Origin of the sequence: Mesorhizobium sp. M0894, from assembly GCF_040319725.1 — a bacterium.
Lineage (GTDB): Bacteria > Pseudomonadota > Alphaproteobacteria > Rhizobiales > Rhizobiaceae > Mesorhizobium.
On the sequence record NZ_JAMYOG010000010.1, the window covers coordinates 97,085 to 117,370 of the forward strand.

Annotated in this window: 24 protein-coding genes; 8 read left to right on the forward strand and 16 right to left on the reverse strand. The window is 62.9% G+C overall.

The window, feature by feature from the left end:
- Positions 1 to 35 precede the first annotated feature (35 nt).
- Complete coding sequence (locus NKH91_RS20080; RefSeq protein WP_352844602.1) at positions 36 to 641, forward strand: DUF6456 domain-containing protein; 606 nt, start codon at positions 36 to 38, stop codon at positions 639 to 641.
- Positions 642 to 685: 44 nt separating this feature from the next.
- Here NKH91_RS20080 and NKH91_RS20085 read toward each other — a convergent pair whose 3' ends face one another.
- Both NKH91_RS20085 and NKH91_RS20090 read right to left on the reverse strand, forming a co-directional pair.
- Complete coding sequence (locus NKH91_RS20085; RefSeq protein ID WP_352457316.1) at positions 686 to 988, reverse strand: hypothetical protein; 303 nt, start codon at positions 986 to 988, stop codon at positions 686 to 688.
- Positions 989 to 1,212: 224 nt separating this feature from the next.
- Positions 1,213 to 1,530 carry a hypothetical protein gene (locus NKH91_RS20090; protein ID WP_352844601.1) on the reverse strand — a complete coding sequence of 106 codons (318 nt, stop codon included), beginning with the start codon at positions 1,528 to 1,530 and terminating at the stop codon, positions 1,213 to 1,215.
- Positions 1,531 to 1,826: 296 nt separating this feature from the next.
- Between NKH91_RS20090 and NKH91_RS20095 the strand changes: the two genes are divergently transcribed.
- Positions 1,827 to 2,027 carry a hypothetical protein gene (locus NKH91_RS20095; RefSeq protein WP_023722946.1) on the forward strand — a complete coding sequence of 67 codons (201 nt, stop codon included), beginning with the start codon at positions 1,827 to 1,829 and terminating at the stop codon, positions 2,025 to 2,027.
- Between the two features lie 252 nt (positions 2,028 to 2,279).
- Here the strand turns inward: NKH91_RS20095 and NKH91_RS20100 are convergent, their stop codons facing one another.
- Together NKH91_RS20100 and NKH91_RS20105 are read right to left on the reverse strand one after the other, a co-directional pair.
- Positions 2,280 to 4,247, reverse strand: a complete 1,968-nt coding sequence (locus NKH91_RS20100) for an acyltransferase family protein (RefSeq protein WP_352844600.1) — start codon at positions 4,245 to 4,247, stop codon at positions 2,280 to 2,282.
- A gap of 198 nt (positions 4,248 to 4,445) precedes the next feature.
- Positions 4,446 to 4,667 (reverse strand): alkylphosphonate utilization protein, encoded by a 222-nt coding sequence (locus NKH91_RS20105; RefSeq protein WP_352640940.1) that lies wholly within the window; start codon positions 4,665 to 4,667, stop codon positions 4,446 to 4,448.
- 166 nt (positions 4,668 to 4,833) lie between these two features.
- On the opposite strand from NKH91_RS20105, the gene NKH91_RS20110 reads away from it, so the two are divergent.
- A complete protein-coding gene (locus NKH91_RS20110) occupies positions 4,834 to 5,187 on the forward strand; it encodes a cupin domain-containing protein (protein WP_023722949.1) in 354 nt (117 codons plus the stop codon).
- A 105-nt stretch (positions 5,188 to 5,292) separates the two neighbouring features.
- Here NKH91_RS20110 and NKH91_RS20115 read toward each other — a convergent pair whose 3' ends face one another.
- On the reverse strand, positions 5,293 to 5,586 hold the full coding sequence (locus NKH91_RS20115) for a hypothetical protein (protein WP_352844599.1): 294 nt from the start codon (positions 5,584 to 5,586) through the stop codon (positions 5,293 to 5,295).
- A 245-nt stretch (positions 5,587 to 5,831) separates the two neighbouring features.
- Here NKH91_RS20115 and NKH91_RS20120 point away from each other — a divergent pair, with 245 nt between their 5' ends.
- Positions 5,832 to 7,856: an AI-2E family transporter gene (locus NKH91_RS20120; protein WP_502899010.1), complete on the forward strand. Its 2,025-nt coding sequence runs from the start codon at positions 5,832 to 5,834 to the stop codon at positions 7,854 to 7,856.
- 132 nt (positions 7,857 to 7,988) lie between these two features.
- Here the strand turns inward: NKH91_RS20120 and NKH91_RS20125 are convergent, their stop codons facing one another.
- The 9 genes from NKH91_RS20125 to NKH91_RS20165 all read right to left on the reverse strand — a co-directional run bounded on the left by NKH91_RS20125 (position 7,989) and on the right by NKH91_RS20165 (position 15,693).
- Positions 7,989 to 8,924 carry a phosphatidate cytidylyltransferase gene (locus tag NKH91_RS20125; protein ID WP_352844856.1) on the reverse strand — a complete coding sequence of 312 codons (936 nt, stop codon included), beginning with the start codon at positions 8,922 to 8,924 and terminating at the stop codon, positions 7,989 to 7,991.
- Between the two features lie 22 nt (positions 8,925 to 8,946).
- On the reverse strand, positions 8,947 to 9,609 hold the full coding sequence (locus tag NKH91_RS20130) for a lysophospholipid acyltransferase family protein (protein WP_023722954.1): 663 nt from the start codon (positions 9,607 to 9,609) through the stop codon (positions 8,947 to 8,949).
- Between the two features lie 8 nt (positions 9,610 to 9,617).
- Complete coding sequence (locus NKH91_RS20135; RefSeq protein WP_031195380.1) at positions 9,618 to 10,046, reverse strand: hypothetical protein; 429 nt, start codon at positions 10,044 to 10,046, stop codon at positions 9,618 to 9,620.
- Positions 10,043 to 11,386 carry a phosphatase PAP2/dual specificity phosphatase family protein gene (locus NKH91_RS20140; RefSeq protein WP_352481644.1) on the reverse strand — a complete coding sequence of 448 codons (1,344 nt, stop codon included), beginning with the start codon at positions 11,384 to 11,386 and terminating at the stop codon, positions 10,043 to 10,045. Before NKH91_RS20140 ends, NKH91_RS20135 begins: the two co-directional genes overlap by 4 nt.
- 2 nt (positions 11,387 to 11,388) lie before the next feature.
- Positions 11,389 to 13,176 (reverse strand): bifunctional alpha/beta hydrolase/class I SAM-dependent methyltransferase, encoded by a 1,788-nt coding sequence (locus NKH91_RS20145; RefSeq protein WP_352844598.1) that lies wholly within the window; start codon positions 13,174 to 13,176, stop codon positions 11,389 to 11,391.
- 26 nt (positions 13,177 to 13,202) lie between these two features.
- The gene (locus tag NKH91_RS20150) at positions 13,203 to 13,805 is read right to left on the reverse strand and encodes a CDP-alcohol phosphatidyltransferase family protein (RefSeq protein ID WP_352844596.1); all 603 of its coding nucleotides are present in this window, start codon (positions 13,803 to 13,805) and stop codon (positions 13,203 to 13,205) included.
- 109 nt (positions 13,806 to 13,914) lie between these two features.
- Complete coding sequence (locus tag NKH91_RS20155; RefSeq protein WP_036244507.1) at positions 13,915 to 14,595, reverse strand: hypothetical protein; 681 nt, start codon at positions 14,593 to 14,595, stop codon at positions 13,915 to 13,917.
- Positions 14,596 to 14,665: 70 nt separating this feature from the next.
- On the reverse strand, positions 14,666 to 15,187 hold the full coding sequence (locus NKH91_RS20160) for an Hsp20/alpha crystallin family protein (RefSeq protein WP_352516320.1): 522 nt from the start codon (positions 15,185 to 15,187) through the stop codon (positions 14,666 to 14,668).
- Positions 15,188 to 15,216: 29 nt separating this feature from the next.
- Complete coding sequence (locus tag NKH91_RS20165; protein ID WP_023718098.1) at positions 15,217 to 15,693, reverse strand: Hsp20 family protein; 477 nt, start codon at positions 15,691 to 15,693, stop codon at positions 15,217 to 15,219.
- A 340-nt stretch (positions 15,694 to 16,033) separates the two neighbouring features.
- Between NKH91_RS20165 and NKH91_RS20170 the strand changes: the two genes are divergently transcribed.
- Both NKH91_RS20170 and NKH91_RS20175 read left to right on the forward strand, forming a co-directional pair.
- Entirely contained in the window at positions 16,034 to 16,246 is a 213-nt protein-coding gene (locus NKH91_RS20170; RefSeq protein ID WP_245278542.1) for a hypothetical protein, read from the forward strand.
- A 137-nt stretch (positions 16,247 to 16,383) separates the two neighbouring features.
- Positions 16,384 to 16,653, forward strand: a complete 270-nt coding sequence (locus tag NKH91_RS20175) for a DUF982 domain-containing protein (RefSeq protein ID WP_023718100.1) — start codon at positions 16,384 to 16,386, stop codon at positions 16,651 to 16,653.
- A gap of 191 nt (positions 16,654 to 16,844) precedes the next feature.
- Here the strand turns inward: NKH91_RS20175 and NKH91_RS20180 are convergent, their stop codons facing one another.
- Both NKH91_RS20180 and NKH91_RS20185 read right to left on the reverse strand, forming a co-directional pair.
- Positions 16,845 to 17,363: a DUF1579 family protein gene (locus NKH91_RS20180; RefSeq protein ID WP_023718101.1), complete on the reverse strand. Its 519-nt coding sequence runs from the start codon at positions 17,361 to 17,363 to the stop codon at positions 16,845 to 16,847.
- 355 nt (positions 17,364 to 17,718) lie between these two features.
- Positions 17,719 to 17,988 (reverse strand): usg protein, encoded by a 270-nt coding sequence (locus NKH91_RS20185; RefSeq protein ID WP_023718102.1) that lies wholly within the window; start codon positions 17,986 to 17,988, stop codon positions 17,719 to 17,721.
- Positions 17,989 to 18,276: 288 nt separating this feature from the next.
- Here NKH91_RS20185 and NKH91_RS20190 point away from each other — a divergent pair, with 288 nt between their 5' ends.
- Complete coding sequence (locus NKH91_RS20190; RefSeq protein WP_023718103.1) at positions 18,277 to 18,591, forward strand: co-chaperone GroES; 315 nt, start codon at positions 18,277 to 18,279, stop codon at positions 18,589 to 18,591.
- A 59-nt stretch (positions 18,592 to 18,650) separates the two neighbouring features.
- Positions 18,651 to 20,282: a chaperonin GroEL gene (gene groL / locus NKH91_RS20195; protein WP_023718104.1), complete on the forward strand. Its 1,632-nt coding sequence runs from the start codon at positions 18,651 to 18,653 to the stop codon at positions 20,280 to 20,282.
- The last annotated feature ends 4 nt before the right edge of the window (positions 20,283 to 20,286 follow it).

Genomic DNA, 20,286 nt, shown 5'->3' on the forward strand with positions numbered 1-20,286 from the left:
GAGCCCGACGACAGAAAACCAGGAGGACAGAGCCGATGAGCAACAAAACCGTCCAAAAGACCAAAACCAGGCTGCCGCGATTGCCGAAGGGCGAGGCCGAGCAGGTGCGCATCCGCAAGGAGATCGGCCATGATTTCGCGCTGCAGGACGACCGGTTCGGCCGCAAGCGGCTGGCCAAGGGGACGCAGGAGGCGGCGCGCCTCTATGAGGTTTCCAATGACGGCCACACCGCGACCGGCGGCATCGTGCGGGTGCGCAATGTCGACCCGCTGACCGGCCTCACCTCGTTGTCGCGCCAGCAGCGCGAGGCAGGCATGCGCTACCGCCAGGATTTCCGCAACTCGTCGGAGGCAAGCGCCAAGCCGATGGCCTGGGCCGAGCGCGTCGACGGCGGCCGCACCGGCAGCGGTGTCGCCGATCACATCCTGTCCGCCGGCCGCGACCATGCCGAGGCCACCAGGGCGCTTGCCCATTGGGAAATCGCCGGCATCGTGCAAAAGGTCTGCTGTGCCGACGCAACGGTCAAGAGCCTGGCCGAACAGGCCGGCGAGCCGCGCGACGTGGTGGTGAAACTACTCAAGATCGGGCTCGACATATTGGCTGTGCATTACGGCATGATGCTGATGCGCAAGCCGAGGTGAGGAGCCCCACCGATCCGGCCGGCACTGCCGGCCGGATCGATCCGTCAACGACGGCAGACACGGATTCTTTCGATAACCCGGTGGTGATGACGCCAGTGCTTGACGACTTCCGTGTGGCAGCGCCGGTGATACCGGTAGCGTGGCCTGTAGTCCTCGTCATAGACGTCATAGCGGTAACGGGGGACGTACTCATCGTCGTAATCGGAATACCGATGATGGCGATAATAATAGTCGTCGTCATAGCCGTTGCCGATGCCGATCGTGACACTGCCGCCGGCATTCGCCGGGCCGATCACGGAAGCCGCCGAGGCGATGGCGATCACCGAGGCAAGCAGGAGCTTCTTCATAGCTACCTCCTTCTTTAACGTCCCTCTAATAGAAAAACCCGTGAGGGGCAGCCTCGTTCCATAGATTGGCAAGATGTCACGAATGAACGAGCCCGAAGTTTAGCGCCTGCTTGCGCGAAAATGCAGCTGGCTGCGCCAGGGTGGGATCGCCGGCGCAGAGTGACCGCTCCTCTCGTCAAGCAGCGACAATCGGGCGCCAGTCCCGCCGCGTTGCCGACGTTTGCCTACAGAACATGGCCCAATTCCAGCAAAACGAAAGCCGTCGCGCCCAGCACAGCGAGGGCGTAGGCCGCATAAAGAACAAGCAGCATCACCTCAAAGTCCCGGACGAAACTTGCGGCAATCCTGGTCTCCTGAGGTTCCGCTTTCTCGATGCTGTCGGTTTCCAGCTGCTCCGTTGCCACGACGACGCAGACGATCCTGTCGTTTTCGGCCGCCTGTAATATCCGTTCGGTCAAATCGACGGCAATCACTGGATCATCGGCCAACTGATCTCGCGGTAGCCAGCTTTCAGTGACAGTCTGGATTTCACGCTTTTTCACGCATGCATAATTGCGCCAACTAAATTAGGTTCCACTAAAATACATGGAATGCATCGACCCAATCGCGATGTGATGAGGCGTGGCCCTCCTGGGCGGTGAACTCCCGCCTGAGGCCCGCATTTGCCGACCGTCAAGGCGAATCTCGATCCGCATCCTCCGATCAAAGGGCGCCGGCTTCTTCATAGGCTGCTACGGTGCGCCATTGCTGGTAGGTCGCAATGCCAAAGCAGCCAAACTCTCATATCGCGAACGCAGCGCCGACGTCTTCAGTGCCGACCGGTTATGACGAAGATCGCATGCTTACTTACATCCGGCTGCTCGACGCGTCGGCTGAAGGGACCGATTGGCGTGAGGTCGCCCGCATCGTTCTGCACATTGATCCGGAGCAGGAGCCGGACAGGGCTTTCCGGGCGTGGGCGACACATCTGGCGCGTGCACGATGGATAACCAGGAAGCGGAACGAGTTGCGCCAATTGCATGATGAGTGGTGGGGATGAGCACTATCTAAGCGGAACTGCCGTCCCGGTCTGGCCGTTGAGGGAGGAGGCCAACATGGAAAAGCGACCAATGACTTCTTGGCGAGCCAATACTTTCGAGCTGTGCTGCCTTCTTGCAGTTCCGCTGTCGCTTATCCTTACCGTTTTCCTCGCGGGTCTCATCCTTAGCTGACCCAGGGATGGTTGCCGTGTCGGTCAACGTGGCACCAAAGCCCGCCTGAAGGATTTCGGCGGGAAAGGCTGCCGGCGCCGTTACTTCACAGCCGCTGCCATCACATCCGAAAACAGCGCCCGCTCCACCGCCGGTTCTAGCGTCTCCGCAAAAGGTGTCGCCAGGTGGTGGCGGTCGCGGAAGGCGAGTTTGCCGTCGATGAAGACGTGGCAGGTGGTCTGGTCGCAGAAGCGGTCGGTCATGTCGATATAGCTGGCGTTGGGTGTCGAGCGCACGATGTCGCGCTCGATCGTGGCGATGTCGTCATTTGCCGCCATGATCCTCGGCGTATCGCATGTCGCGGGCGTCTGGCCCCGCCACAGCGCCCGCGCCACGCATTTGTCGGCGTAGCTTGCATTGTAGGGCACGTCCCTGATGACCGCGACCTTGATGCCGGCCTGGCTGAATGCTTGAAGCGTCCAGGTCAGGCCCGTCCGCCACTGCTCTTGCCAATCGGCGTGCTTTAACTCCTCGGGCGATTCCTTGATCACATTGCCGATCGAGAATTCCGAGATCACCACCAGTTGCGGATTGAGCGCGATGATGTCCTTGACCGACTGCTGGCGCCATTGGTCGCACTCGGTGTAGTCGCGCTTCAGCCGCCAATTCCAGGTCGTCACCCGCGAAGCCCGGCAGGAGGATTTGAGAAAGGTGACGACGCGAAAGTTGTTCTTCTCGGCCGCCTTGATCAGCGGCGTCGACCAATGGTCGGCATGCGAGTCGCCGAACAGCACGACCGAGCGCTGGGCGTCCTTGCGGCCGAACATGCAGGGTTTCGGCTTGACGGTCTCGAAATCGAGCACGCAGCCGCCGTCGCTCGCGCGCACGGTGGAGAGCTGCGCGGCGCTGTCGGCGATGACGTGCTGTTCGGGGCTGAGATTGTGCTCGGCAAAGCGCGCATTGCCGTAGGCCGCGACCACGCCGGCGCCGGTTAGGGCGACGGCGGGCACCAGCGCCCGCGCTGCTCCGGCCATCAGCCAGCCGTTGCGGCGGATCGGGTTCTCGATGAAATGATAGGTGAACATCGACAGAACCAGCGTCAGCGCCGCGCAGGCAAGCCGGTCAAGCGTGGACAGGTTGGGAACCATCATCGCCGCATAGACGATGACCGGCCAATGCCAGAGGTAGAGCGAATAGGAAAGCCGGCCCAGCCATTGCAGGGGCGCCAGCGCCAGCACGGCGCTTGGCAGGTTGCGGCCGCTGCCGCTGAGCAGCAGCAGCACGGTGCCGGCGACAGGCGCCAGCGCATTCACCCTGGGAAAGGGCGAGTCTTCGTCCAGCATCAGATAGGCCCACGCGATCAGCGCCAGCCCGAGGCATGCCTGGAGGGTGGCCAGCAGCGGCCGGTCGCGCCAGATCCTTGCTGGCGCCATGGTGGCGAGGCCGCCGGCGGCGAATTCCCAGGCCCTGAGCGGCGAGAAGTAAAAGGCCCAAGGCTGCGACACTTCGGTCAGCCAGGCGCAGGCGGCGAAGGAGGCTAGGCCTGCGACGCCGATGACGATTATAGCGGTGCGCTTGCCTGGGCGCAGCCATGCGGCGGCAAGAAGCAGCGCCGGCCATGCCAGGTAGAACTGTTCCTCGACCGAGAGCGACCAGAAGTGGATGAAAGGGTTGTTGGTGGCGTCGGCGGCGAAATAGTCAAACGACCAGCGGATCAGCCAGAGGTTGATCATGTAGGCGGAGGCGAACATGGCGCCTTTCGAATAGAGCGCCTGTTCCTCCGGCGACAGGATGAAATAACCCGCGAACAGCGTGGCGAGGATGACGAACAGTGCCGCCGGCAACAGGCGCCGGGCGCGCCGGGCGTAGAAGCGCCAGAGATTCAGCCGCCCGGTTTCGGTGATTTCCGTAACCAGGTGTTTTGTAATCAGGTAGCCGGAGATGACGAAGAAGATGTCGACGCCGGCAAAGCCGCCGGGCAGACCGGAGAGACCAAAATGAAAGGCAATGACACCCGCCACCGCCAGCGCGCGCAGCCCTTCGATGTCAGGCCGAAATGATGCCGACACAATCACCTCATGCAAGGAATGCCCACCTCGCAGAGGCTCGACCCGATGCGCCGATATTGCAATGCAACAAATCTAACGCAGTGCAACATAGGGGGAGGGCGCGGCTCCTCCAGCTTCTGGCGTGGGCGATTCACTCACATGAGCGATTCAGTCATGAGAGCGATTGATATTGAACCGAAACGAAGGGTGCCGAGGCACTCACGCCTTTTTCAAAAACTCGGTCTTCAGCACCAGGCCCTTTACCTGCCTGGTGCTGCATTCGATCTCGCCGGGATTGCCTGTGAGGCGAATGTTCTTCACCAGCGTGCCGCGCTTGATCGTCTCCGAGGTGCCTTTGACCTTGAGATCCTTGATCAGGGTCACGGAGTCGCCCTCGTGCAGCGCCGTGCCGTTGCTGTCTCTTACGATCGTGTCCGTCATGGCAGGTCTTTCGCGGGGCTCCGGTGCGGAGGTGGTTGGGCCAGTCCCCGGCCTATCCCACGGTTGGCGGGGAGGTCAAGCGGCCGGGTCAAGCCGCGTTGCCGGGGTCAGGTGCATCAGCTATTGACCGGCAGCCATCCCGGCACAATTCAAGACGGAGCCGACCATGACAGACAAGACCATCCTCAAATTCGGCGCCGTCGAGAACGCCGAGACCGGCGATCTCGCGGGATGGGTCGTGGTCGAAGGCGAGCCGACCATGAAGACCGCCGTCCAGCACATTACCGAGGACGGCAAGGTCATGTCGGGAACCTGGCAGGCGAGCCCGGGCACCTATCACGCGACCTACAGCGACTATGAGTTCGTGCACATGATAGCCGGCCGTATCGTCATCACGCCGGATGGCGGCGCGCCTGTCGAAGTCGGCCCCGGCGATGCCTTCGTGGTGGAAGCCGATTTCAAGGGGACGTGGAAGATCATCGAGCCGGTGACCAAGCACTTTGTCGTCAGGATCGGCTGACGCCGAATAGTGCGATTGACGCTTGCGCCCGACTGAACCGAGGGTCCCAAAACGAAGATGGCGGGCATCTCTGCCCGCCACTGCGATTGTGCTGAACCGACGTGCCTAGTTGGCGCCGCCGAGTTGCTTGGTCATCTTGCAGAAATCGTCATGCTCCTTGGCAATGGCCTCGTCGCCGCATTCCTTCATCATCATCGCCTGGTCCTCTTTGGACATGGCCATCCATGCGGTCTTGAATTCGGCTGCCGGCTTCATGGTCTTCATGCCGGCATCGGTAAAGAAGGGCGACATTTTCTGCGGATCGTCGAGCGCCGAAGTGCCAGTGGCACCGGCGGCAAGCGCTGCGCCGGTCATCATTGAAAGCGCCATCGCGCCCATGCAAAACATCTTGATGTTCATGATCATTCCTCCTGAGCTGCTGCTTTGAGGTTGTCCATCAGCGATCTACGAAGGAACGGCGTTTTGACCCAAAAGTTCCACGTTCTGGCGCAAGCATGGAACAGGATTGCTGGTGCCGCCATTTATGCAAAAAATTCTACCGTGACGGAGCTGCCGCGCTGCCGGCAGCAAGCCAAACGACGGCAAATCAAAGCTTCGCTGTAGGAGAGGCTGCGAAGTTGCACGCCGGCTCAATATGCCCGATCATGGCAATGGCGGGGCGGAGGTATCAAGTGGCGGCAAATAGTCGAAACGGCGCGCACCTGTCGGAGACCCGGCGGGCGAGCATTGTTTCCGCGGCCAGGGCGCTTCCGCGCACATCGTTGCCCAGCGTAGCGTCGGTCGTGACGGCCGTCGCGGCGCTCTATTTCGGGCGCGAGGTCTTTCTGCCGATCGCAATCGCCCTGCTGCTTACCTTTGCGCTTGTGCCGATGGTGTCGGCACTCAAGCGAGCCGGCATTCCGCGTCTTCCCGCCGTGATCGCCAGCGTGCTCGGCGCATTCACGGTGCTGGCGCTGTTCTCCTTCATAGTCGCCACACAGGTCAGTGAACTGGCGCAGAACATCCCGCTTTACCAGGCGAATATCCTGACCAAGGTCCGGTCGCTCAAGGAAACCGGCGTCGGCGGAGGCATCGTTTCCAGATTGAGCCGGGTGATCGAACGCGTCGGCCAGGAACTCGACAGACCGGAACCCGCGCAACCCGCCGCCGATCAGCCTCCGCGGGAGCCGATCCCGGTCGAAATCGTCGCGCGCGAACGACCGCTCGAGGTTCTCCAGAATCTGATCGGCCCGCTGCTGAGCCCGCTGGCATCGGCCGGACTGATCGTCGTGGTGGTCATATTCATGCTGCTCGAGCGGGAGGACCTGCGCGATCGCTTCATACGCCTCGTCGGCTACGGCGATCTGCATCGAACCACCGAGGCGCTGCAGGATGCCGGCAAGCGCGTCGGCCGCTATCTGCTTATGCAATTGGTCGTGAACATCGTCTATGCCGTTCCGATTGCAATCGGACTTTGGCTGCTGGGCATACCCAATCCATTGCTGTGGGGTTTGCTGGCGCTGGCGCTGCGCTTCGTTCCCTATATCGGCCCGGTTATCGCGACGCTGCTGCCTCTGTTCCTGGCGCTAGCCGTGGCGCCCGGCTGGTCGCTCGTGCTATGGACCGCCGGGCTTTTCGTCGTGGTGGAACTGATCACCGGCAACGTGATCGAACCCTGGCTCTATGGCTCGCGCACCGGGCTGTCGCCATTGGCTATTATCGTTGCGGCGATCTTCTGGACCTGGCTCTGGGGGCCATTGGGCCTCGTTCTGTCGACGCCGCTCACGGTCTGCCTCGTCGTGCTCGGCCGACATGTGCCGCAGTTCGAATTCCTCGACGTTCTGTTCGGCAACGAACCCGTGCTCGAACCGCACGCCCGGCTTTACCAGCGGCTGCTGGCCGGCGATCCCGAGGAAGCGACGGACCATGCCGAGGAGATGCTGGAGGAAGAATATCTGGTCGAGTTCTACGACAAGGTCGCGATTCCCGCACTTCTGCTCGGCGAGCAGGACCGTGTGCGTGGTGTGTTGAGCGATGAGCAACGACAGCAGGTCGCGGGCAGCGCGCTGACGATGGTGGCGAACCTCGACGACAGCGCGCAGGAGGAGGCGGAAGCGGGCGACACTGCCGCGGCCGAGGACAACGGCTCACGCGAGGACAAGCAGGTTCAGGGGGAGGTTCAGGGCGGGGACGACACCGAACTACCGGATGGCACGGGCATGTCGGTGCTGTGCGCCGGAGGGCGCGGCGAACTCGACGACGCGGCTGCCGCCATGCTGGCACAGGTGCTCGAAGTCCAGGGCGCCACGGTGTTGAGAGCGAGCTTCGCCGATATGGAACCGGGGAGCATTCGCCGCCTTGAGCTCGACGCTATCGATACCGCCGTCGTCGGATTTTTGAACCGGAATTCCGTCAAGCACGGCCGGTTCCTGGTCCGTCGGCTGAAACGCGCCAAACCAAGGTTGCGGGTGGGTATCGTGTTGTGGTCGGAACCCGACAGTGACAACCAGGAGGCAGCCGCCAAATTGGCCAATGAGATCAACGCTGATTTCGTCGCACACGGAATGGTCGGTGCGGTGCTCGGTGCGTTGTCCAGCAATCCGCCGGTGGCGCTGAAGACCACCGCCAAACGCCGCATGCGCCGCCTGGCGCCGGCGCGCAAGAAAGAGCCGCTCGCCGCGGCAAAATAAGCGCGGCGAACGACGGCGGCAGGTGGGGTTATTACCGTTTTCGCGAAAACGGTAATAACGAAACGGATCAGGTTATCTTCGCAAAGTCGCGCTGAACCGTCCGGACGGTGCCGCGGCAAACGGCGCCAACCCTCATACTGTCCAGAAATAGCGCACCGTATGAAAGAACACCGGGGCGGCGAAGACCAGGCTGTCGGCACGGTCCATCATGCCGCCATGGCCTTCGATCAGGTGGCCCCAGTCCTTGACGCCCTGATCGCGCTTGATGGCGGAGGCGACCAGCCCGCCGAGGAAGCCCATCAGGCAGGCGACCAGAGCGACGCCGGCTGCCTGCAGCGGCGAAAACGGCGTCAGAAACGACAGCAGCGCGCCGAGCAGGCTCGATGCCGCCAGCCCGCCGACCAGTCCCTCCCAGGTCTTCGACGGCGAGACCGTCGGCGCCAGGAGATGGCGGCCGAACAGCTTGCCGAAAATATATTGCAGCACGTCGCTGCCTTGCACGGTGATGATCAGGAAAGCGATCAACAACAGGTTGCGGCCTTCGAAGCCAGGCACCTCGAGCGTCAGCAGCGCCGGCACGTGGCTGACGCAGTAGACCGAAATCATCACCGCCCATTGCTGCGCCGAGACGCGCTCGAGAAAGCGCTCGGTGTCGCCGTGCAGCGCGGTGATCGCCGGCATCAGCAGGAAGCAGTAGACCGGGATGAAGATGGTGAACAGGCCATACCAGGCGGTCCACACCAGCCAGTACTGGAACGGGATGACGATGCCGAACATGCCGAGCAGCACCCAGTGGTCGCTGCGGCGGCTGTGTGTCAGCGTCACGAATTCGCGCAGAGCGGCGAAGGAAATCAGCGCGAACAGGATGGTCATGCCGGGGCGGCCGAAGAAGAAGGCAACGGTGATCGCCACCACCATCACCCACCAGGCATTGATGCGCTGGGTGAGGTTGACCAGCGTCGGCGACAACGGTTTTGGCGCGCGCCATGACAAGACGCCGGCGACGACGCTGGCGCTGATCAGCACCGCCAGTAGGCCGACAATCAGAATGAGGGTTTCGTGCATCATCGGCAGCATTTTGCCTTGGTCCTCAATCGTCTCGTTGCGGCCGGGGGTTCAGCGCCAGCAGCGTTTCGCGGGCACGGTCGAGAAAGGCGCGGCGTTCCTCACCCGGTTGAATAGCGATCGGCGCGCCGAAGACGACACGGCAAAGCAGCGGCACCGGCACGAATTGCCCCTTGGGCAGCACCCGCGACATGTTCTCAATCCAGCACGGGATGAGTTCGACATCGGGCCGCGCCATCGACAGATTGTAGAGGCCGGAGCGGAACGGCAGCAGCGGTTCGTCGGTCATGTTGCGCGTGCCTTCGGGAAACAGGATCAGCGAATGGCCCTGATCGAGCACTGACAGCATGATCGAGATCGGGTGCTGCGTTTCATCCGTCCACTGCCGGTGGATCAGCACGGAAGACAGCATGTCCTCGGCAATGAAACGGCGCAGCCGCGTCTTGCCCCAATAATCGGCGGCGGCCACCGCATGGGTACTGGCGCGTTCCTTCTCGCTGAGGCAGGCCGACAGCAGGATGAAATCGCCGTGGCTGGCATGGTTGGCGAAGTAGATGCGCTGCCGGTCCGATGGCTGGCTGCCGTTCCAGATCGGCCGCACGCCGGTGACCGCCCAGGCCAGCGCCGACAGGCCGACCGAGGTCACCGTCTGCAGCAAGGTATAGGTGCTGACACGAAGCTTTGACATGTACGGGCTCAAAAGAATGCCGCGACGACCGAGGCCGCCGCGAACAGGCCGAACGTGATACGCTGCTTGGCAAGCAGGCGGCGCGTGCCGGCTATCCGCTGGTCGAGCGAGCGGCCGCCGGCCGCCGTGGGTTTCAGCCGCATGCGCGCCAGCACATCGTCGACCGCGGCACCGCCGCCTGCCTCGCTGGCGTGGCTGGCCATCAGCCGGAACAGCAGCGCGTCGAACAAAAGCAGGGCCGAGAGAATGATTGTGGCTATGGCACCCGCTGCGGCGATCAGCCAGGCTACCGCCGACAGCGACGATGTTTGCGGCACTGCCGCCAGGCCGACGACCGGCGCCGCCAGCAAGGCAGCGGCAACCAGCAGCAGCGGCCATGCCACCTGCACCATCAGCCCGGCGGCGAACGTCTCGGCCCTATCTCGAAAGGCGGTCATGCCGGTGCGTCCACGCCAAGATGCACCGGCCGGCCCGCGGCGGCGAGCTTGCCTCGCGCCTGAGCCGGCGTGTCGGCCCGGCCGCTGGCGACCAGCCATTCGGCGACGACGGCGGCGCTGCGCTGGAAGCCAAGCGCACAGCAGACCAGCACCGTGCCCTGGCCCCGCGCCGTCTCGATCGCCGCCACCGCTTGCGCACGCGCCTCGCGAGACGGCGGCAAAAGGTCGACCATGGGCAGGCTCACCCAGCGGATCGAGGCGCCACGCGGCCTTTCCAATTCGCCGGCAAGATCGACCACCGTGCCGAAGGCGTCGGCCTCGGCGGCGGTCGGAAAACGGCCGAGGCAAACACCGTCGGCGATGACGATCTGCGCTGGAAGCTTTCGCGTCCACGCCCACACATTGACCCTGGCAACAAGGCGGTAGGGCCAAAGCAGGAGACGGCTGGCCAGCGACACGCGGCCATCAGCTGTTTTCTGGAACACTTTGGCGCCGGCGCCGGCATAGGCGAAAGCGACGATGGCCAGCGCCAGTGCCGGCCACAACAGGATGAGCCACAGCGCCGAGACCAACGCGCCGGCAGCGGCACTGGCCAGCGCAAGGCTTGCGCCGAGCGCATAGAACAGCGCCAGCCGCCGCGCTTTCGGGTCAACGCTCAGGCGGAAGCCGTCGAATGGCAGCTCGCCGTCGCGCGGAAACAGCCACAGAGCGAAAAGGCCGAGCAGCGCGCCGGTCGGAATGTCGATGAAATGGTGCTGCCACGTCGTCAGCACCGAGGCGCCGATCAGGAAACACCAGACATGCCAGGCGGCGCCGGCGATGCCGGTCAACCTGTGACGCCAATGGTCCCAGATGATGACCAGTAGTGCGATGTGCAGCGACGGCGCCTGGTTGAAGGGCTTGTCGAAGCCGCCGAGCACGGCGAACATGAAACCGGGCAGGCCGCTTGTCTGCGGACGCACGAAGGTCGCCGTCAGCGGGAACAGGATAAAGCAGGCGACGGCGATGATCTGCGCCGTCAGATAGCGGCCGGCGAGGCGGTCGACGCCGTTCTTCGAATTGTTCAACAGCAGCGACAGGCCGTAGAATAGATTGATCGACCAGTAGGGCACGATCGTCCAGGCAAGGAACGGGATGCCATGCTCCCAGCCGAAGACGATGCTGCCGACATCGTCGCGCCGCGACGCCAGCCAGTTGGCGAAGCCGTAGGTGGAGTAGAAGAACGGCGCCAGAAATGCCAGCCACAGCGCGGCGCGCAGGACTATCCCGGGATACGGCTCGCGCGGCAAGGCCGGAAGGGCAGGGGCATCGCGAGGCAAGGCAGAGGCAGGCAAGTCCATGCTCAGACGCGCCGGGCGATCGAAACGGTGAAGATGCCCCACTGGTCGATGCGCTGGTCGAGCTTCTCGAATCCGGCGCCCGCCACCAGCTGGTCCATCTCGGCCTGCGTGCGCCGACGCATCACCCAGGCCTGGCCGCCGCGATGCGAGGTCAGGCTGCGCGCGATCATCTCGAGCTGCGGATGCCAGGGCTGGTTGGTGTAGACGAGCAGGCTTCCGGGCTGCATGGCGCCGGCCAGTCCACCGAGCGAGCGGGCGATCATGGCATTGTCGGAAAACAATTCGTAGAGCCCCGAGACGATGGCGAGATCCGGCGCCGGGTCGAGGCCGGCCAGCATCGTGGCGTCGAAGGCGTCACCTTGATGGAACGAGACGCTCGCCGGCAGCTTGCGCTCGGCGATCAGCTTGCGGCCGAGCGAGATGTTGAGCTCGGAGAAATCCTGCAGCCGCACGCTGGCCGGCGGCTCGGCGCATTTCTGCACAGCATCGAGCACGTAGCGGCCATGGCCGGCGGCGATATCGACGATATGGACCGGCCGGCCGGCGGCCTTCAGCGTCTCAGCGGCACTGCCGATCAGCTCTTCCAGATGCAGCTTGCGCTGGCGGATGCCGCGCCAGCCAATAGCATCGAGAAAGGTGCGGTCGATCATGCGGCCGGCGGGGCCGATGCCCCGCGCATCGTTCTCGTAGACATAGTCGAGCGTCGAGCCGGAATCGAAGCCGGTGGCAATCCCGGTCTTCATGCCGGACGACAGCCATGCGCCCATGCGGATCGAGGCGCGGCTCGTTGCCCAGTAGAGACCTTTGGGTGACAGTAGCGGCAGCGGCGAGGCCAGCCGGTCGGCCTCGTCGCGTGTGTAGCCGGCGCGGTCGGCCCCGGTCAGGTCGAGCGGCTTTTCCGGCGCCGCGAACTGCTTTTCGAGGAAAGGCCTGATCAGGTCGAGTGCCTTGTGGCGGTCGCGCTCGCCCAAAGTGTCGTGGAAGAAGCCGGGCAGCACATGCCGCTCCTTGGCCGGGCTCGCCAGATTGACGAAAAACTCGTGCTGCGGTCCATGCCGCACCACCCAGTCGCTGCCGGAGATCAGAAGCTGTGTCGGCACGGTGATGGCGCGGGCATCGGCGACGATGCGCGCTGCGTGGTCGTAGAGTTCGACCAGGATGTTGGAGGCGATCGGCCGGGTGATCAGTGGGTCGGCGTCGAAGGAGGCGATGCGCTCGGGATCATGCGTCAGGAATTTCGCCTTGACGTAGGAATTGACGAAGAAACGGCCCTTCAGCTTCTGCCACAACGCAATGCCTTGCTTGGCGAAGGGCACGTAGAGCTTGACCGAGAAGGCCGGCGAGGCCAGCACCAGGGCGCGAATGTCAGGCGCATAGTCGTGCACCCAGGCGGCGGCAAGCACGGCGCCGAAGGATTGCGCGATCAACGCTATATCGCGCCGGGCAAAGCCGTCACTGCCGATCTCGCGCACGAAGCAATCGATGTCGCGCACCAGCGCGGCAAACGACGGCGCATAGCCGCGCTCGCCGGCGGAGCGGCCATTGCCACGCGCGTCCCAGGCATAGAAGGCGTGGTCGGGCATCTGGAGCTCGTCGACCAGATGCGCCATGCGGCCGCCATGCTCGTGGCCGCGATGGAACAGCAGGATGGCACCCTTGCGATGTTCCGACAGCGCCGGCCAATAGCGATAAAAGATCTCGGTGCCGTCATGGCTCTTGAAGCTGCGCTCCTGCGCCACCCGCTCGACGTTGGCTGGAGCCACGGCGGCAACCGTCTGTTGGTGAAGCATGTTGTTCTCCCTGGCGAGACCGGAATTCAGCTGCCGTTCCCGTTAAGGCCGCCGCGTATCCGGTTGATGGCGGTCACCAGCGAGAGTGTAGCCATGGCCGGAAACACGAGCGGCGTGAGCGCCGGGACCCACAGGCCGGACGCGATAAGCACCGCGAGGATGCCAAGCGCCAGCGCCCGATCGCTTTTGCCGAAGGGGCCGGCATAGTTGCGCCCCGCTCCGGCCGCGATGCCGAGCACGCCGGCGAATTCCGCAATCACCGCCGCGATAGCGAATGCAACGACGGCCCAGGCAGGAAAAATGACGGCAAAGGCCAGGATCAAAGCGAGATCGGAGACAACATCGCAGAGCTCGTTGAGATACATGCCGAGCTTCGAGGCCTGGCCATGTTCCCTTGCCAGCATGCCGTCGATGGCATTCAGCGCCATTCGCGTAAACAGCACGAGCGGCATCAGCAGAAAGACCATGCGGTGGCCGGCAAGGGCTGCCACCACAAGGCCGGTGAAGAGCGAGAGGGCAGCGGCCAGCAGCGTGATCTGGTTGGCGGTGACGCCGGCCCTGGCCAGTCCGTCGGCAAGCGGCCGCAACCTGGCCTGAAAGGCCGGTTTCAGCGCATAAAGCGTCGGCATATGCGAACCCCCCGGCCGCGGTGCAAATAATGTTGGCGAGGATGGTCAATTGGCGCGCAAGACGCAAGGGCGTCGCCCTGCCACTTTTCGACATCCGGATGTGTCGGCGCTAGCTTTCGCTGTTGACATTGTCGCCCGGGAACAGTGCGGGCAAGCTTTGTTCGGCCGCCGCCCAGGCGCGACTGTGGTAACGCCGCAGGATGAGAATGCATGCGGCGAAGACCAGCAGCCCGCAAATCACGCCGAGCGTCATGCCCCCGCCAAACGCGGACTTTACAACGATGCCGGTGAAGACGCCGGCGATGGCGCCATTGATCGTGCCCACCATCCCCGCGGTGGTCATGAAATATTGCAGCGGTGAGGGCCTGAGGCCCTTGTCGACCAGCACCGCCGAGGGATCGTCATGGGTGGAATTGACAAGGTATCTTTGCAGGACGGGCGTCAGCTCGACGAAATAGTGGCGGATCCTGGCCATGCCGCGGGCATGCACCATGTCCTCGATGGCAACCTGCACCGCGCGCACGAAGGTGACCAGGCCGATGAAGAAAAGGCAAGGCAGCAAGATCAGGCTGAACAGCACGAACGGCCTGCCCATCTCCGTGACCTGCGCGACGAAGGACAAGGCAATGGTTGCGCTCGAGACCGAGGTCAGGAACAGATCGGCTCGCTGGTTCGCTTCCTGAATGGTCGCGGCGCGAGCATTTTGCAGCACGAAATGCTCGGTCGTCAGGCACTGCAGGGCTTGCTGCGCCTGGTCAGGCGGAACCGGAGCGTCGGGAGAACGGGTCATCGACAGTTGCCCCCTCTGCCCGCCGGAACCGGCAGGGCAGAAGGGAGGGTCGTCGTCCTGATGTGAGCCATCAGGACTTGCCGTTGCCGTCGTTGATGGCGATACGCTTGGCCTTGGCCTGGGCGCGCTCCGTCTTCGGCAGCGTCACGCTGAGCACTCCGTTCCGGAAGGCGGCGTTCACCTTGCCTTCGTCGACTTCGTAGCCGAGCGGGATACGCCGCTCGAAACGGCCATAGAAGCGTTCGGAGAACTGCCTGTCCTTGTCCTCGGTCTCTTCACGCTTCTCGCCGCGCAGCGTCAGTACGCCGTCATCGAGCAGCAGCTCGATGTCCTTCTCGTCCATGCCGGGGATCTCGGCGGTGACGCGGATCTCCTTTTCGCCATCGGAGATTTCGACACTGGGCCAGCTGGCGCGGGCAGCGGAGAAGCCACCGAGCGACGGCAGCCGCGTGTCGAAGCCGCGGAACGCCTCGTCGAACAAGCGGTTCATCTCGCGATGCAGCGTCAGGAAGGGATCGCGATCGCCGTCGCGGAACAGGCTGGGGGCCTGATTGTTCTCCCGGCCCCAGGGAATGAGATCACGAATAGCCATTGCATAGTCTCCTTTCTCGACTGGTGCATTCAGGCAGCCTGCTTGTTTGCTTCGTCTTGCGCGACCTTCGGCCCGGTCTTCGGCGAGGCGACATCGGTCGCGATGGCGATGCGCCGAGGCTTCATCTCCTCGGGCACCTCACGTACCAGATCGATGCTGAGCAGGCCGTTGTCGAGCGTGGCGCCCGCGACCTTGACGTGATCAGCAAGCTCGAAACGGCGGGTAAAGGGCCGTGCGGCGAGGCCATGATGCAGATACTCCGCGTTATCCGGCTCCTTGTGCTGGCCGGAGACAATCAGGAGGTTGGGTTCATGGGTGATTTCGAGGTCGTCCTCGGAAAAGCCAGCGACGGCGATGGTGACGCGGTAGTTGTTCTCGCCGCTGCGCGCGATGTCATAGGGCGGCCACGCGTCGAAAGCCTGCGGGGCATTTTCCAGCAGGTTGAAGACGCGGTCGAAGCCGATGCTCGACCGATAGAGCGGGGAAAAGTCGAATGCGGTTCTCATAGCTACATCCTCCATCGAGCAACATAGATACGAGGAGCGCCAAAGAGCTGGCGCTCCCTGGTTTCGCCGGCCCCATTTCGGCGACCGGTGCCATCGATCTGGTTATTGTCCGCCGCAAGTCAAGACCCGGCGGCTTTCGCGTTGCCGGTTTTTCGGTCGGTTCGGCGAGGCTGCCAATTCCCTATTTGCGGCGAGATGTCCGGCAGGAGATTGCCTGTTTGCCAGCTGGCTTCAATCGCCAACGCCGAGTTCCCCGGCGGGTTATTGTCTGCCGCAGGTCAAGACCCAGATTCCTCTGTTGCCGGGGCTCCGTTCCCGGCAATCGCAGATGGAGCTGACCATGACACGCGACGAGATCATTTCTGTGGTGGGCCCGGTCGACGACGCCGTTATCGCCGACATTGCGGCGACAGACGGGACGGTCCAAGAATTGCGTGAGGCCCTGGCCTGGATCGCCGCCGACGAGGCGCTGGTGAACGAGGGCCGACCGCTGCCGACGGCAAGAGTAGCGATGCTGATCGAACTGCTGCAAGGGCCGGACGAGGAGGAATAACCGGCCATTTCCGCGATGCTCTTGAACCGCGCAGAGAGACGAACCATGTCCTTCAGCGGCGCCGGCCGACCGCCGGTGCCCGCCAGCTTGACGTTGCTGCTCAAACAAGAAGACGATCACAAGACACGGAGGAAGTGATGGACGACGTCCGCTTTGCCGAGCCGATCACGTTGAAATTCCAATCCAGCGAGCGCAAGGTCGCCAGCAGTTGGGAGGCCATCGAATGCATGCGCCAGCAGTGGCCGGACCGTGCACGCGGCCGGAGTTGGCGCGCTGCCTATCGGACCTGCCGGGACGCGCTCGACGGTTGGCACACCGCGCGTGATGCGCGCAAGGCCTTCGCCAGGGCGGCGCGCAAGGCCGGGTTGCTCGCATCGGCCCGCAAGCCTGTCGACCACGCCGGCTAGTCCGGACCCCTCCGATATTGTGAGATCCAAAACAAGTGGGGAGAGGCAGCTGCCTTTCCCCCACTCCGGAGACTTTGTCCGCTGTCTAGTGGTACCCACCTGACTTGTACCCACTGACATAAGAGTCCGGCTCGGGATTTCCCTTGGCTACACGCGAAGGAGCGGGATTTTGCTTGGGCCAACTCAGTTAGTCACCGTCGTGAAAAGTTCGAGTACCAATTCCATTCCCACGTTCTGCCTGCATCAGCGGAGAACGCACGGCTGTAAATCGGGGTTTGCGGGTTGCGCTTATCCCAGTGGAATTTTGCGATAACGTCCTTGCCGGCCACAACCTCACGGCCGAAGAATTCGCCTTCGTCGCCATTGAACGAGCCCACCTTTCCGTCGTCGAGTTTGCCCGCGTTGCTGTCGGCCCAGTAGATCGTCCAGAGACGCGTCTTTGGATCGAACAATCGCACGGTGAGGCCCTCGAACGGCTTTCCTCCCAACTCCGTACGAAAAATGTCGAAGTTGCCCAAACCCACCAGGATTTGGCGGAACTCTTGGGTCGCGTCGAATTCCTCCCACTCGTCGCTGCCGGCCAGCGGTTCCTTCAACGTACGGTTCCTGATGTTCCAGTTGCCCACCAAATAGTCGAAGTCATTTTTGGACGACGTCTGGCTCGCCGTTATCGCAAGTTTCCCGTCCGATGAAAGAGAGAACGCACTCATCTACTTTCCTTTGGATCGACGTCGTGCCAGCACTGCCATCGCCGCGGACATGACGAATGTATGGGCGTTTCTGCGATGACTTCGGCGCGCTTCGCATGTCCAATCGCGGCAACAAGTGGATGGGACCCAACCGCGCGTCGTGAGGCACGCCCGCCGTCGCCTCCATGTTGCAACGCGTAAGCCGAAGACCCGTTCCGGACACGATCCGCTTCGGTTAGCTCCGCCACTCCGTCGCGAAGTCGCGTTGCTCCGCGCTCCACACAGGATTTGCTAACCGCCTTGAACCCCTGAACCGACCGCCCAACCGGATACCAAGTGTCAGATTCTGACCACTAGCGGCTGATCGGCTTGCTCTTCAGTGGACGGTGATGATGCCGTTTACGGCCCGCCATTCGGAGGGCTGGATCAGGTGATGATGGGCGACGCGCACCGAATGCAACGGGCCTTCGATCTCGCGCTCCCAGAAATCAAGGAAATGCTTCAGCGTCGGGAAATCAGGGGCGATATCGTATTCCTGCCAGATATAGAGCTGCAGCAGGCTTCGATGATCGGGTAGGCGGTAATGGATCTCCGCCGTGGTGAGGCCAAACCCTTGCATCTGGAGCTGAAAGTCCCTGCTGGTCATGCAATCTTCCTTCCGTTGAAATCTCCGTCCGCGAAAACGCCTCTTGTTCCACATAGGTTCCAGTCGCGTCGGGAGAGCGACGAATGTGCAAGCAATTACAGCACATTGGCACTCTCATTGGTCGAGTGCTAAAATTTTTGCGTGACCCTCTTGAAAGCAGAAAAAAGCGCGACTAGTTCGTATGCACGCGATGCCTGATGAAGGGGTCGCGCACCCCGTGCCGGGCCGATATTGCCGGTCCGGTCAGGAGGATCTTCGAAAATCTGTTTGTCCCGAGAGGAGAACGACATGACGTTCCGTCCATTGCACGACCGTATCCTGGTCCGCCGTATCGAGGTCGACGAGAAGACCGCCGGCGGCATCATCATCCCCGACACTGCCAAGGAGAAGCCGCAGGAGGGCGAGGTCATTGCCGCCGGCCCCGGTGCGCGCGACGACAGCGGCCAATTGCAGCCGCTCGATGTCAAGGTCGGCGACCGCATCCTGTTTGGCAAATGGTCCGGCACCGAGATCAAGCTCAATGGCGAGGATCTGCTCATCATGAAAGAGAGCGACGTGCTGGGCGTTATCGAGGGCGCCGGCGAGATGAAGAGGGCTGCCTGAGGGGGGCCTGAACAAGCATTCCAGTCAACGAAAAGCTGCCTATTCGAAGGAGTGATCCAATGGCTGCCAAAGATGTGAAATTTCATACCGAAGCCCGCGAGAAAATGCTGCGCGGCGTCGATATTCTCGCCAATGCGGTGAAGGTAACGCTCGGTCCAAAGGGCCGCAATGTCGTCTTCGATAAGTCGTTCGGCGCGCCGCGCATCACCAAGGACGGCGTGACTGTCGCCAAAGAAATCGAGCTCGAGGACAAGTTCGAGAACATGGGCGCGCAGATGGTGCGCGAGGTCGCCTCGAAGACCAGCGACACCGCAGGCGATGGCACCACGACCGCGACGATTCTTGCTCAGGCCATCGTCAGGGAAGGGGCCAAGGCGGTCGCTGCCGGCATGAACCCGATGGATTTGAAGCGCGGCATCGACAAGGCGGTCGACGCCGTCGTCGCCGACCTGAAATCCAATGCCCGCAAGGTGACCAGGAACGACGAGATCGCCCAGGTCGCCGCCATCTCTGCCAATGGCGATGCCGAGATCGGCCGCTTCCTCGCAGAGGCGATGGAAAGGGTTGGCAATGAGGGTGTCATCACTGTCGAGGAAGCCAAGACCGCTGAGACTGAGTTGGAAGTGGTCGAAGGCATGCAGTTCGACCGTGGCTACCTCTCGCCCTATTTCATCACCAACCAGGATAAGATGCGCGTCGAACTCGAAGAACCCTATGTGCTGATCCACGAGAAGAAGCTGTCCAACCTGCAGGCCATGCTTCCTGTGCTCGAAGCCGCCGTGCAATCCGGCAAGCCGCTGTTGATCATCGCCGAGGACGTCGAAGGCGAGGCGCTGGCGACGCTGGTCGTCAACAAATTGCGCGGCGGCCTGAAGGTTGCGGCCGTCAAGGCGCCGGGCTTCGGTGACCGCCGTAAGGCCATGCTCGAAGACATCGCCATCCTGACCGGCGGCACGGCGATCTCGGAAGACCTCGGCATCAAGCTCGAGAACGTCACGCTGGAGATGCTCGGCCGCGCCAAGAAGGTGCTGATCGAGAAGGAGAACACCACCATCGTCGACGGTGCCGGCCGCAAGGATGAAATCCAGGCGCGCATCAGCCAAATCAAGGCGCAGATCGAGGAAACCACCTCCGACTACGACCGCGAGAAGCTGCAGGAGCGGTTAGCCAAGCTCGCTGGCGGTGTCGCCGTCATCCGCGTCGGAGGCTCGACCGAGATCGAGGTCAAGGAGCGCAAGGATCGCGTCGACGACGCCATGCATGCCACACGCGCGGCGGTCGAGGAGGGTATCCTGCCCGGCGGCGGCGTGGCGCTGCTGAGGGCGGCGAAGGCGCTCGATAACGTTGTCGTCGACAATCCCGATCAGAAGACCGGTGTCGACATCGTGCGTCGCGCCATCGAAGCGCCGGTGCGCCAGATCGCCGAGAACGCCGGTGCGGAAGGTTCGATCATCGTCGGCAAGCTGCGCGAGACAACCGACTTCGGCTATGGCTGGAACGCCCAGACCAACGAGTTCGGCGACCTGTACGGGCAGGGCGTCATCGATCCGGCCAAGGTCGTTCGCACTGCGCTGCAGGGTGCCGCCTCTGTTGCCGGCCTGCTGGTGACGACCGAGGCGATGGTGGCCGAGAAGCCGAAGAAGGAAACGCCCATGCCTCCGATGCCCGGCGGTGGCGGCATGGACTTCTAAGATC